General features: G+C 35.8%; 18 protein-coding genes. 3 read left to right on the forward strand and 15 right to left on the reverse strand.

Annotated elements, in window-relative coordinates; all coding sequences use genetic code 11:
• Positions 1–10: 10 nt before the first annotated feature.
• Positions 11–229, forward strand: a complete 219-nt coding sequence (locus tag LEUM_RS06095) for a hypothetical protein (protein WP_011679969.1) — start codon at positions 11–13, stop codon at positions 227–229.
• 142 nt (positions 230–371) lie between these two features.
• Here the strand turns inward: LEUM_RS06095 and LEUM_RS10510 are convergent, their stop codons facing one another.
• On the reverse strand, positions 372–581 hold the full coding sequence (locus LEUM_RS10510; RefSeq protein ID WP_080506302.1) for a hypothetical protein: 210 nt from the start codon (positions 579–581) through the stop codon (positions 372–374).
• A gap of 17 nt (positions 582–598) precedes the next feature.
• On the opposite strand from LEUM_RS10510, the gene LEUM_RS10885 reads away from it, so the two are divergent.
• Positions 599–1,120, forward strand: coding sequence for a hypothetical protein (locus LEUM_RS10885; protein WP_242824518.1), 522 nt, complete (start codon positions 599–601; stop codon positions 1,118–1,120).
• Positions 1,121–2,130: 1,010 nt separating this feature from the next.
• On the opposite strand, the gene LEUM_RS06115 is transcribed toward LEUM_RS10885, so the two are convergent.
• The gene (locus LEUM_RS06115; RefSeq protein ID WP_011679973.1) at positions 2,131–4,386 is read right to left on the reverse strand and encodes a S8 family peptidase; all 2,256 of its coding nucleotides are present in this window, start codon (positions 4,384–4,386) and stop codon (positions 2,131–2,133) included.
• Positions 4,379–5,425 carry an ATP-binding protein gene (locus LEUM_RS06120; protein ID WP_011679974.1) on the reverse strand — a complete coding sequence of 349 codons (1,047 nt, stop codon included), beginning with the start codon at positions 5,423–5,425 and terminating at the stop codon, positions 4,379–4,381. The genes LEUM_RS06115 and LEUM_RS06120 overlap by 8 nt, the downstream gene beginning before the upstream one ends.
• Before the next feature lie 378 nt (positions 5,426–5,803).
• Here LEUM_RS06120 and LEUM_RS06125 point away from each other — a divergent pair, with 378 nt between their 5' ends.
• Positions 5,804–6,433, forward strand: coding sequence for a plasmid pRiA4b ORF-3 family protein (locus LEUM_RS06125; protein ID WP_011679975.1), 630 nt, complete (start codon positions 5,804–5,806; stop codon positions 6,431–6,433).
• A gap of 49 nt (positions 6,434–6,482) precedes the next feature.
• Here the strand turns inward: LEUM_RS06125 and LEUM_RS06130 are convergent, their stop codons facing one another.
• The 12 genes from LEUM_RS06130 to LEUM_RS06185 all read right to left on the reverse strand — a co-directional run bounded on the left by LEUM_RS06130 (position 6,483) and on the right by LEUM_RS06185 (position 12,915).
• The gene (locus LEUM_RS06130) at positions 6,483–6,725 is read right to left on the reverse strand and encodes a hypothetical protein (RefSeq protein WP_011679976.1); all 243 of its coding nucleotides are present in this window, start codon (positions 6,723–6,725) and stop codon (positions 6,483–6,485) included.
• Positions 6,726–6,736: 11 nt separating this feature from the next.
• Positions 6,737–7,504 (reverse strand): relaxase MobL, encoded by a 768-nt coding sequence (locus LEUM_RS10970; RefSeq protein ID WP_011679977.1) that lies wholly within the window; start codon positions 7,502–7,504, stop codon positions 6,737–6,739.
• Between the two features lie 18 nt (positions 7,505–7,522).
• Complete coding sequence (gene mobL, locus LEUM_RS10975; RefSeq protein ID WP_011679978.1) at positions 7,523–8,233, reverse strand: relaxase MobL; 711 nt, start codon at positions 8,231–8,233, stop codon at positions 7,523–7,525.
• Positions 8,217–8,531, reverse strand: coding sequence for a hypothetical protein (locus tag LEUM_RS06145; RefSeq protein ID WP_011679979.1), 315 nt, complete (start codon positions 8,529–8,531; stop codon positions 8,217–8,219). Before LEUM_RS06145 ends, mobL begins: the two co-directional genes overlap by 17 nt.
• Positions 8,521–9,234, reverse strand: a complete 714-nt coding sequence (locus tag LEUM_RS06150) for a hypothetical protein (protein WP_011679980.1) — start codon at positions 9,232–9,234, stop codon at positions 8,521–8,523. The genes LEUM_RS06145 and LEUM_RS06150 overlap by 11 nt, the downstream gene beginning before the upstream one ends.
• A gap of 17 nt (positions 9,235–9,251) precedes the next feature.
• On the reverse strand, positions 9,252–9,560 hold the full coding sequence (locus LEUM_RS06155) for a hypothetical protein (protein ID WP_146133162.1): 309 nt from the start codon (positions 9,558–9,560) through the stop codon (positions 9,252–9,254).
• The gene (locus tag LEUM_RS06160; protein ID WP_011679982.1) at positions 9,547–10,344 is read right to left on the reverse strand and encodes a DNA/RNA non-specific endonuclease; all 798 of its coding nucleotides are present in this window, start codon (positions 10,342–10,344) and stop codon (positions 9,547–9,549) included. The genes LEUM_RS06155 and LEUM_RS06160 overlap by 14 nt, the downstream gene beginning before the upstream one ends.
• A 94-nt stretch (positions 10,345–10,438) precedes the next feature.
• Positions 10,439–10,738, reverse strand: coding sequence for a hypothetical protein (locus LEUM_RS06165; RefSeq protein ID WP_011679983.1), 300 nt, complete (start codon positions 10,736–10,738; stop codon positions 10,439–10,441).
• A 208-nt stretch (positions 10,739–10,946) separates the two neighbouring features.
• On the reverse strand, positions 10,947–11,915 hold the full coding sequence (locus LEUM_RS06170; RefSeq protein WP_011679984.1) for a coiled-coil domain-containing protein: 969 nt from the start codon (positions 11,913–11,915) through the stop codon (positions 10,947–10,949).
• A 5-nt stretch (positions 11,916–11,920) separates the two neighbouring features.
• Entirely contained in the window at positions 11,921–12,331 is a 411-nt protein-coding gene (locus tag LEUM_RS06175) for a single-stranded DNA-binding protein (RefSeq protein ID WP_011679985.1), read from the reverse strand.
• Positions 12,321–12,671 (reverse strand): hypothetical protein, encoded by a 351-nt coding sequence (locus tag LEUM_RS06180; protein ID WP_011679986.1) that lies wholly within the window; start codon positions 12,669–12,671, stop codon positions 12,321–12,323. The genes LEUM_RS06175 and LEUM_RS06180 overlap by 11 nt, the downstream gene beginning before the upstream one ends.
• Complete coding sequence (locus LEUM_RS06185; protein WP_011679987.1) at positions 12,649–12,915, reverse strand: hypothetical protein; 267 nt, start codon at positions 12,913–12,915, stop codon at positions 12,649–12,651. The genes LEUM_RS06180 and LEUM_RS06185 overlap by 23 nt, the downstream gene beginning before the upstream one ends.
• Between the last annotated feature and the right edge of the window lie 11 nt (positions 12,916–12,926).

A 12,926-nucleotide genomic window follows, 5' to 3' on the forward strand; every position in this document is an offset into this window, starting at 1 on the left:
GGAGAAAATTATGGCAATCGTCAACGTTAAATATATGGAAACATTGGTTAAAACAGTGGCAGTTAATGTCCCTGATACACTCACAGATGAACAGAAACTGACACAAGCTGTTGAAATTGGTAAAAGTCACTATTTTGATGAAAAAGTGATTTTAGGAGCAGATGATTTAGATTTACGTGAAATCAGTGCGGAGTACAAACAAGAGACAACGGACTACGAGGAATTTTAATCACAGATAGGAGTGTGTGCTTATGATTGCGCGCGAAGATGATGAGCGGTAAAAATCTTTTGCCGTGTTCCCCAGACCCGCAAGCGGGATCAAACACGCTACGCTAGTCCTGCCAAGCTCTTGGGTGCCACTTCGCTTTGAGTCAAACATTGTGCCACAACCAGTGACTTGTAAGCTGTGGTGATGATACCACAGCAACAAGCACTAGCACAGAATACAAGGGCTTCGTAAATTCGCTACGCTCACCCTTGTATTCTGCGCTGCTTGTGTCCCCATGTTCTTCGTCAAAACGAAATAACACACCAATCACAGGCAGGGCCGACAGGAAAAAGTTTCTGCCTGGTGCGTACATAATCAAGGAGAACTACTATGAATCGAATTACCAAAGTTATCACTACTATTGCCGCAACAATTATCAGTTTGGATATTTTATTAATGGTCATCAATGGCACGATGCTGTATGTCTTGCTCACCCTGGCTGGCTTTTCTTGGCTTTCAAGCAGTGTGCTTATAAAGCGACGCGTAGCTGGATTGATACTGGTCACCTGTCCCATAAGGAGAAAACTCATGTCAAAACTCACAACTAAATCATTGTCTACCACTACTGATGTTAACGGATTAGTCATTTTAGAAAGCAATGGCCAATATATCTATCCAGGTTTGGCACAAGCAATCTTTGACGATGCTATTTTTGGTCCGCGTATTTTAAAGCGACTGCAACGTCTTTTTGTTGACCACCCAGATGGTCTGAGTGAATCAGGTCATGACTGGTATTTTGGTTATCTGGTCTGTGCTTATACGCAAACGCATTTTGGTATTAAGAATCTATTGAACTATCCCTCAGTGACAAAGGAGCTTTTTTCACTTTGTCTCACACAACTCTCTGATTAGGAGGAACCTAGCATGTTAATCTTTTGTTTATGTTTATTAGCAATGTTTCTGTTTTGGCTAATTGGCCACATTTTAGGAACCTTACTTTATGTGTTAATCCTTATTTTTGGTCATCTTTTTAACTACTGGCACCTGTATTTACCAGTTTTTATCATTGCTTGCATCTGGCATCATATTGGCACCCTGAATATGATTGTTGTCATGCTATGTTTAGCAGCAATGGGATGGTCATATTTAGTCATGCTGATTCATTTTGGCAAGCAGAAGTGAACTCCAAGAAAAAGTGTGGCATACAGGTAACATTAATTCATTATCTGTTATAGTCTTCTTATGATAGAAATTATTAACATTTGAGTTTCACATTTTGAGCTTCTAGTAAGCCAGTCGCTCTTGCTTAATATACATGGTCAAAATGTGTTGGGTTGACTCTTCCTCGGTTTATTTTTATCACTAGACATTGTGTGGCTGTGTGATTGGAGCATTGATGAGTAGTTTATCTACTCGTCAATTAAACACATAAATACTTTGTCACTCACAAAAGGCGCTAACTTGCTTAAATTAAAAGTTAGCGCCTTTCTTTTGTAAACACAAAAGACTTAAACTATTTCTTGATGCATACTGTTCCATTGCCTATTGAACGTTAGACTTGATGAAATAAGATTAATACAGATTAGAGTTTAAATTTATCAAATAAATATCTTTATTTACTTGATTTGTGTCTATGATACCAAAAAATATTATTACCCCAAAGATTAGCACAAACCATCCAAATAGTTGATTTCTTGAAGGAAGTATAAAAAGCCTAGTTATACTGCGATTCCAGAAACAAGATGAATAGTCACTCTGCAAACGATTGCTGAATCAGTAATACTTTTACTTATTGTGTTTCCATTTAATTTTGATTGCTCCGAGGTAGCCTAAACTAGCATTTATCACCAATAAACCCTTAACAACATTTAATATTCTAAATATTGATATGATTCACTTAATGACCAAATACTTTTTATACGTTAATCCAGTTCAACTTCTTCATTCAATTTGTTAAACAAAACTATTTGGTTCTCAACTTGCAACCTCGTAACCAGCCATCCTCTCAAATAAGCCGAATTAATGAATTCTTCAATTCGATTGACACCATCAATTGCTTTTAATGTAACCACAACACCAAACCGAACTCCTTCACCATCTCGGGAAGCTAATCGTTCTGTCGTTTTCACACTCATTCCCCACTGCGGATTATGATTATTCAATATGCTTTTCACTTGTTTTCGTTGCGAATATTTTTCACCAATATGCTTCACGTTATCCCATTTTTGGAATAACTTTCGTGCGTTCTCCTCATAGAGATAATGTGGCTTCCCATCATCGACATTTTGATGATCGCTGTTGATTGGATCGATTGGATCCCCTTTAGCAACATCTTTAAGTCGTCCAAATTTTATATTTAGTTCCGTATTTGTATAGTCAACACCCTGTGATCTTGAAGTTTTTGGAAAATAAACCATCGTAGCCTTAGCAATATAGGGAAAGGCTGAGTCCTTAATGGGAACTGGAAAATTGTAATTATATGAATCATATTTTTCCGACACATCAGAAATCATAAATTTTATTTCATCTTCAGGTGTCTCTAGGACCTCACTGATACTGATTGGAACAATACCGTGACCAATTAAAGCAAGCTCATTGAAACTTTTATTTTGATTCCATCCAATAGCCGAATCTATAATCAAAGCCTTTGCAACTTCACGACTTAATCCCATAACATGAATCAAATAGGCTACTTTTCTTGAAATTAAAGGTGCAGCATATGAAGTACCAGTGACATCAGCCAAGCCCAACGGTTCTATGACCTTAATAAAATCTCCATTCCCTCCACCATAATATGAAACATCCGGTTTCGTGAAAAAAGACAAGACAATTCCCTGTCTCGAGTAATTGGCCGATTTTTTACTAAAGTCAACAGAATTTACGACTATGGAATTCAACGAATCAGCAGGAGCGCCAATTTTTTGGAGTTCTTTATGAACATTTACCTGATTTGTACCAGCAATAATAAATATGACATCATATTTGTATTGCAATTCGTCTAGGATTGATCCTTCAGCTGATATAAAATTATCCCTTATTTCGTCATTAGACCCCAGAGAAAGGTTCCACACTTTAATATCAGAGTTAGTCTCCAATATATGTGATATTTTACGAATGATTTCAAACGAGTTAAACCCTTTTGCAAGCGCAACACCGAAGTGCCTAACTTTAAAATGCCCACATCCATCATCTAAATTTGGGTTTAAATCCGGAGCCGCAACAATTAGTGAGCTTACACTTGTTCCATGTCTATAGTCAATCGGATTTTTAGAAATTTGATCTGAAATTTCATCATGAAATTCAACCCACTCTGAAAATAGTACTTTTGGGTCAAATAAGGTATCCAAAACTCCTATGGTAGGTTCATCCTTAGGAGATGGTAAATGGAAAAGTCCATCGTTAGATAATGGCATACTTTTATAAGGAGCCATTTGATTTATGTCCTTTACAGCCATGGAAACCAAATAAGGAGCTTTATCAAATAGAATTTTGACGTACTGTTCATCCAATAGTACCGTTGTCTTATTCATAATTCTATCACTTGAAATATGAATTCCCAGCTTCGATAGCATATTTTTTAGATCTAAGTTGACATCATATAATGTAACTATGGATGTTCCACTTATATTGTTAACTTGCATATCAACAAACAACTTCTCAATGAAACACGAATCTTTCAAAAAATGTTTAAATTCCGTTACTTTTACGGTGTACTGTGAAAAGTTAATCGTATCAAAAGCACTTCGATCCTCGAACTCCTCTTTAGATAAGCTTTCTCCCGCAATTTCATTTTCAAATATCTTGATAACTTCATTCAATTTTTCAATTGTCTTCTTAAGCACATCCATTGATACAAAATGAGTAATAATGTGTTTATTCTTTTGTTCATTGAAACGTGCCCCTACTACAGTTTCATTGGGTACATGCTTACCATTTTTAAAAAAAGCTGAAGCTCTATTGCTTTTGGCGACTAATTTATAATACTGAACGTTAATTAATGCACCATTAATGACATGTTCATTATTCCAAAAACTTTGTATTTTTTGTAACTCTGCGTACAAATTTTTTATATGAATTAGTTTTATAATCGCTCCGGTGGGTACATTCACACCCATTGGAATACCATTGCTTTTTCGCTGTTCAAAGCGTTTTCCTGTTAGAGTTAAAATTTCATTCATGCTTACTTTCCTCACTTAATTCGCGAGAGACACTACTTTTGGATACACCTGTAATAATTTCAATTTCACGTACCGTAAATCCTAATTTGTTTAACTGCTTGATACTTGGAATACGTCCATTGTGAAAGCTCTTTACTAGTCTTTTCAAGTAATCATACTGATCATTTTCATTACTAAACGCTAGTGAGGTTCGAATGATGTTTTTTAAGTCTGCCGGATAAGGCAACTTTTTTACAGTTGTTAATATTTTTTTAAATAATTTAATATCTCTTTTGGCAGTTTTGAATTGCTTAAGGTACTGGTTCAAAAACACCTCTGCTATTTCAACTAAATCTTCAGACGTATATCTATCAAAAGGCACAATTGCATCAAAACGTCTTGAGAGAGCTTTGTCGATGTTTTCGTATAGATTGGTAGTTCCGATTAAAATAATATTTGTACTCAATCGATCTAATAGTTTTAAGAATTCAGAAGTTAATCGTCCCATCTCGCGTATATCATTACTATTAATTCTGTCTAGTACAAGGGCATCAATTTCATCAAACAAAATAACAAAATTATTTGGATTTGGAATTTGATTAATTACGTCAAATAAACTAATTAAATTTTTCGCACTTTGACCCAACTTGCTGTCCATTAAACTACTAAAATTAACCATTAACAGTTCACGATTCAAGAGCCTGGCGACTTGCTTGACACTCTCTGTTTTGCCTGTACCAGGACTGCCAACGAAAAGAAATTTATGAATACCAACATTATGATTAACTGCGTTTATTATACCTTTAACATCATCTAATATTGGGGTAGGCAGTGGTAGTGATTTCGCGTCAATAGGAACAATTTGAAAGAACTCGTTTAAATTGGATTCTTGTGGAATAAAAGTATCTGCTTGTGAAATTAACCCCATAATATAAGAGGACAGTTGCTCTTCGCCAGAATTACTAAATTCTCGTGCAATCTCTAAAGACTGATTTTTAAAAGCTGTAGAATCATTTTCAAAATGATACCTAATTAAATCTAGAACGTCTTTTTTTTTCATAACTAATACCTCTACAAAAATTATACCATATTTGGGACAAAATGTTATATTTTGGGACAAAAATATAGAATAATTCAAATTATCAGGTACCTCATAAAGATATGTAATTTTATAAATAAAAATAAACTCTTTTTATTCAGTAATGTAAGATCACATTTGAAAATCAGTCATGTACCAGCCACTCCTTCAAAAAATACACTTAACTGTTAAAAATTTAATGGAATACCCGCAATTCCTTTTATTTTAAAAACTAAGCTCTTTGAATTGAGAGTATTCCAACATTAGCAATTGGTGTACATAAATAACTCCATTAAATAACAAAGTATAATATAATTACATTACCGACATCCAACCCACTTGACAATACTAGGAGATCTGATGGCAACGCATAATATTTATGAACTTGACGTGACACTCAAAGACTTTAAACCAACAATCACACGTACTCTGCTGATTAATGGTGAACGTACGCTTGCTTACCTAGCTTACACCCTGATTGCCTCTTTTGAACTTTACGGCAGTCACTTATTCGAATTTAATCAAGATTTGGATATTGGCAGACCAACTACGCTAACTTATGCTTTCCCAATTCCTGATAATTTGGAATCTTTTGTTGAAGAAGGTCATCAAAGCGTTCTTTCTACCAAAGTTAATTCGCTTTTGGGACACCCTGAATTAACTAAACAAACCAATTTCGTCTATGATTATGGTGATTATTGGGAATTTGATCTCAAGGTTAAATCAGTCCAAACACAAGATATTTCTCTGAAACAAATTCCCACTATTCTTGCAGGGCAAGGATTTGGCTTAATTGAGGATATCGGCGGTTTGGGTGGCTTACAAGAATACGCTACGGCTTATAAAGCAGGTAATCTAGATCGCTACCACGAATGGCTGGGTGATGATTTACCAGATATTGGTAGCTTTGATATTGAAATGGCCAATAAAAAACTAAAACCAGAAATCAGTCTTATTAAAGGGCAACACGAAGACATTGATTGGCTTTAACCATTATAAAAGAGCAACGCTAGTATTAATCGTTGCTCTTTTTGATTAATTATTTTATTTTCTCAAAACTTTTGTCATCTATTGTAATCACTTCCAACAACTTCTCCAGACCTGCATCAGTGACTTCAAACTTATCAGCCAACATTTCTTTTCGATTTTGGTCAAACGTCTTAGGTGTAAAACGTCCTGATAAAATACTGGTTATTTTTTGTGCCACAGATGGTGCTGGTAAGTGATGATATTGATCGCTTTTATCATTCACATATATTGCTAAGTAATCGTTAATTGTCATGATCTAATCCTTTATCTTCCCCTTGAGACATGATTTTCATATTCTTCTTGTTGTCGTTCCACAACCTCTTTGTGCTGATTTTCCATAAAGCGTCGCTCAGCAGTTAGCTCAGCTTGAACATCTTTTTGCCAAATTCTACTGATTTTATTAATTGTGCCGTTATTTTTCAAAATAAGAGGCTCTGATTTTCGATTTAAGGTAGGTAAATCGTTCATTGGATATCGTTGCTTATCCGCATCTTTTAAAGCCTCAGAAGACCATTTAGAGCTAGTTTTATCTTTATGAGGTTTTTGCGACTTTATTCGTTCAAATATTGGTGCTAACTGCTGATCAATCGTCTCTGGCTCATCTATGCCATTCAAATGTCGATACAATTGATTAGCTAAGCGCTTTTTTAGTTCTACCTCTTTATTTTCAGACCATTTACGTTGCCCTTTCCTCATCACACCTTGATCTTCGATATTAATATCGTCGTATTTTTTGGCCAACGAGGTAAACCTATTGTAAGCGTTTTCTTCATTGTTTTGCAAGACTTTATCGATTAAATCATTAGTTAACAGATTAGCTTTAGCCATCCTACCTCTACCACTGGTCAAAGGTGTATTACCAACTTGCCATTTACCGTGCATCTCTTGCGGTAAAGCCTGATAAATTTGTTTGATTTGTTTGGCATATTGATCACTGACTAAATGTTGGTCTGTACTGGCAATAATTTCTGCCTTACAGGAGGCAACGCCTTTCAATATTTCTTGCCGCTTGTTAACCTCTGATTCAGACATTAACTGACTGCGAAATTGTCATTTAGCCTCCTCAATGTTCGTTAATGGTATGACACCAACTTGCTGTCCTTTATATGGTCCAGTTTGTTTTAACATTTCAGGGCGAGTTTCAGGACTGACTTTGGCAAACCATAGATGCATATTTAAATGGTCCGTATCTTGATGAATGACCCCAAACCATGCCACATCCTCTGGGGTCTCTCCTAAGGGCAAACTAAACCCCTGGTTAATTAGCTTTTTGGCAACGACTTGCTCTGCACGTTTTAATTTGTTTTGATCTAATATCCCTGTTTCAGGGTCATAGAGTTTATTCTTCACTAACCAATCCCCTCTGATAGAAAAAGCTAACTCATACATGTTATTGCCATTTTGTTGTGCTTCATCCAGGCGTTTTTTTAAGTTTGAAACGTCATGATTATCATAATTTAGCTTGTCATGACTAAATACTGGTTGATTTTCAGTAACTGCAGTTGAACGTGTTGCATAGCCATGCCTACGACTACCTTCAAATTGTTCTGACAACGTTATCACATCCTCTATTGTACCGTTATTAGCTTCACTAGTTTTAACCTTGCCATTTTGGTCTTTAAGGGAGTAATCAACTAACTCGCTATACTGCCAACCATTCTCGTTAGCGACATTTGCCGTGACAAAATGGGCCGGCAGATTCACCATAGCTGTCTTCTTTTCGCCCATTGTAAATGCGCCTAATTTACCAGTCTTCACCATTCTCAAGTGCCTCCTGAATTTCTTCTAGAGATGAAAAATCTTGTTTATATTTTTTAATTAAATCAAAGCCATGTTTAACTGATATCTGTAAGATATAGTCAATATTGTTATACGACATTTCATAATTATTTTTTAAGACCAAAGCCATCTGAGCTGTATAGTAATTTGTTTTGTCCCGTTCATATTGACTATCCGCCATCTCATTAGCTTGCGCTGGATGATGCCAATTAAACTCATCAAGCTGCTGTATATATTTTGCCAGTTTAATTTTTCTTTGTTTTTGTTCCTTAATCGTCATCTACTTTCCCTCCTGCTTGATGATATTTTTTGATCAGTTGCTTATCTCGGCTACGAATCTTTTTATATTCTTCATAGGACTGTGCTAGCTCATTGTTTGGATTGAGTTCTGTTGGTGCGCCAAATTGTTGAAATTCTGTCGGATTGATTGGATTAATGGCGTATTTGACAAAACCATTATCTAAATTAATACCTTCTGGTATGTACTCTAATTGCCTCTGTTGCATGGTTAACAGAAAGCCTAGTAACGTCTCGATATTTCTAAGCTGTGTGTCACGTTTTTTGTCCGCCTTAGATGGGCCAGTGTAATTGACCTTCTGGGCCAGATCACTATAATTCAAGTTTGCATTACTGGGATTTAATGCAATGTTTTCTACGAAAAAGTGCAAGGTAAATTTATAGATGCCGCCTTTTGAAAGTTGTCCATTTAAAGCAGCTGGGTGACGTTGTACCCAATGACTCATCTGCTGGAAATACCACTCTTCTTCGCGTGAATTTCTGATATTGATTGCTTTGGATTGTATGTTAAATACCTGTTCATCAACATCCATTTCTTGAATCACTTTGTCAATAAAATCTAATTCTGATTTCACGTCAAGCGGAATATCTTCGGGTAAATAGGTATCATAAGCTTTTAGTAAATAGTTCTTACGCTTCAACAATGTTTTCATGTGCTGTGCTCTGATTTCGACGGTGTCTTTCATAATTGATGTTCTTCCTCTCAAAATAAATAACGATATTGTCCAACTATAATGAGTAGCTCGAGCAAAGTGATGACAATGAGTCGTCTACTAGCATTTGGTTTAATTAATTTGTCTTGAATGCGCCAAACCTTGATACCATAAATCGCATCCATACCCAGATGAATAATGAGAACGAAAGGCATCACTAAGATACCATTTGGAATATTAAACTTTTTAAAAAAACAAGCATAGAGCAGTATCAACACAAAACTACCAATAGTACTTTGTATAATGATCAATAGTTTTATTTTTCTTCTATCGTCAGATATTTTTTTATTTTGCATCATTAGCTTCTTTCTCGGCCGAACCGTTTAAATAATTTATTTTCCACCCATCCTTAACATTGAAAACGTAGACATTAAATTTTAAAGTCCCATCATTTGACTGTGCCATCATGTGAACACCACGAGGGACTAACTCAACATTTTTGTACATGGGTGTGACTTGATAACGAACATAGTTATTCATTGACTGATGCAAGTAATCGGCAATTTCTGTTTCGAAAGCCACCATACTTTTAGCATTGACACGGCTATCCGCATTCAATTGTCGCGTGCCTGTGATTAGATTTTTGGCTTCGTTGTTTAGACCAGTAAATTGATACCCAATCAAATGACTACGGTTGTATAGCCATTCTGTGTTATTCGTCCCAGTTTTAATGGCATGGTATCCCGGCGTTTTAATTGTTAACCGTTCACGCGCTTGATACTTTTGAGAGGGTGGCATCAATTTTTGGTTAAGCAATCCATTAGCAACCTGTGGTCTCCCCAACCAATCGAGTGACGAAAGTTTTTGCCAACCACCCTGTTTAATTTGCAAATCATTTTGATTAAATGTTGGTTGATTATGATTGACCTCGACAACGGTTTGACCAGTATATTTCAAATTAACTAGTTCATCATTTTGTGTCTGTGAGCTATTTTGTTTATCAATATTAATCAGTTGTGAGTGAGAACCTATTGAGACTATTTTTTGCAAAATCGACACACGGTTTAAATACACAACGCCTATCAAGATAACAATAACTAATAAAATTATTCTCGCAAATCTACCACGTTTATAATTTTTCATCTGAACTCCTTTTGTTTATTCAAACTCATCAAAGTTAATCGAGTGCGGCAAATTTTTTTCCTGAGGGCGAGCGTTGTTTTGTATTTGCTCAATATCATCTACCAATGGTGGTAAATAAAAATCTAAACGTGAAATAATTTTTTTTAGCTAACTCTCCAAAGACAAGCGTGTTGTCATTATGAGCTCGGATCAAATTATTGTTTGCATCAATCAGCTCATCAATATCCGCATCCAACTTTTTTGAAGCATCCATTCTTTCCAATCGTTGCGCATAGACTTCAATTTGCTCACGAATTAATTGGCTGCCTGTCACATTTTCTTGTTTTGCATGTGCCTCAATAATTTTTAAAGAGTGTTCATCAATATATTTAATTGTCTTCGTTACATTTCCCATGCAGCCTCCCATATTTATTTAGTGAACTGGGAACAGGTTAAGGGGAAAGGAAAACCTGATAGGTTTTAATCCCGCCGTGCGGGCCTTTCAAAGGTTTACCAAACCCTTAGGGTGTAAAGGCATTTCTTTACGCCTGTTTCACTATTTCTTTACGCTCAACTCGGATAAAAAATAGCCCTTTTTTGAGCTTTTTTTCATGCTTGTATTTTTACAAATCAGTTGGTTTTGGCAACAACGACTTGCCATCTTCAACTTGCTTTTTTATCTTCTGATATTGACTAATATTTGTCTTGGCACGTTGGATATTATTCTGCGCATCACTAACTTGCGTCCGTATTTGAGTAATAGCATCGCGTGCATTATTAATGCTCGTTTGTGTATCTGAGTCATCAGATTGTGCGAGTATTTTTTGGTACTTTTTGATTGAAGACTGTTGTTGATCAATTGCTTTTTGATATTCAACAATTGCGTTCGTATTCTTTGAAATCAGTTTTTGTTGTGCCGAAATTTTGTCATTACTTTCGTTAACTTCTAGTTCTTTTTGAGTGGCAAATGTTAGTGTATTTGACTTAGAAACTTTGTCACGATTGATGATGAATTTGCCATTTGCGGTATTACTATTTGCAGTAGTTTTCTTTGCATTTGAACTATCGGCAACTACGCTACTTGGTGCTTCGACTGTCGCCGTGTTGATACTTTTATCATGAGCTGTTAGTGTTACAGCATTGAAGTTATGACTCAAGTTTTTAAATTGAACCACGACTGTATTATTCGAAGTTGGTACGACACGACCAGTGACTTGATTACCACCATGATCAGTCATGGCAGTAAATTTAATTTTGCTAATATCGACCAAGTCTTGGTCAGAAACCGATCCGTCAGAGATTGTATAATGCAGTTCCAACACGCCATTATTTTTATTAAAAACACTTTTTGTTAGACTCGCTGTTTTGTTCAAAGTGCCAAATGAAACAGGTGTATTTAACTCCGTACTAGGCAAATTTGAAGGTCGAGGTGTGATGCTAACCAGCACAGTTGCACCGAAGGCTATCATCACAAATATCGAGAAAATACCAATCAAATTACGACGTTGATGTTCTAAAAACCAGGTACCAAAGCGACTAAATCTTTGAAAGACATTTCTAAATTTATCAGTTATAGTGATTATTGCGCTCATGGTCCTCACCCCTCTACGTACTCAAATGCGTTGCTACTAAAGTCCGGGTATGGCGGTAAATCATTATCAGTCTCAGTATGTTGTTCACTTTGATTTTTAGATGAAGGATTAGATTTGTAGATACGGAATTTCGTGACTTGGTTTTGCATGGCATAAACTTTTTGACCTTTTTTTTTATCAGTGTAGTTATGATTACGCATGACAAACTCCACCTCAACGACCTGACCTATATCAGTCACATAATCAAGAATCAATTCAGCTGTTTTGTTAAAAGCAACATAATCAATGTAAGTGGCTTTGCCATCTTTTAAATCATTCATTGCTAATTTGAAGTAGGCAATTTTGGTTTCCTTTTCACCCCTTACGGTGAAGTTTACATCACGAACTAAACGTCCTACGTGGTGATTAATTTGCATAATAATTGTTCCTCTTCTGTCTTAATATTTTCAAAATTGGCTCAGCTCGTGTTGCTAAATAATCCCGTATAGACGTTGACAAAATAAATACTTCCGTATCACATTGAATCTGTTTACTTGTTAAATCTTTGTCGATTGTACAACCAACATAATGGTTGCCTGCTGAGTCGGTAAATAGCTTTCCTTTGATTCTCATGCTCCCTTCACCATGCCAATAGGAAACCAATTTTTTGTCCAAATCAATATGATCACCACATACTTTCTGAACTCTAATAACGTAGTATTTTTTGCCAGCCATCCTCTTTTGAGCTTTCTTTTTAAGCGTATTTGATTTCGTCATGTTGATACTCCCGTGGCTTAGCTACCTGATGAAACGGTAAACGATAATTTCTCATCAATCTTTGAATCATCTTAAATGATTGATAAGAGGTACGGTATAATCTCACTGCACCTTCACTTTGTAATTCATGGTTTTCAATTGCTTTAATCACTTGTCGGCTTAGTTCTCCTGACGAGTTAGCCACAAAAAGAATATCAGCATTGAAAAAGTCTACTGCAATAAAAATGTTATATTGGTTTGCCATTTTGCCTCTCC

This window comes from Leuconostoc mesenteroides subsp. mesenteroides ATCC 8293 (assembly GCF_000014445.1).
In the GTDB taxonomy this organism is placed as follows: domain Bacteria; phylum Bacillota; class Bacilli; order Lactobacillales; family Lactobacillaceae; genus Leuconostoc; species Leuconostoc mesenteroides.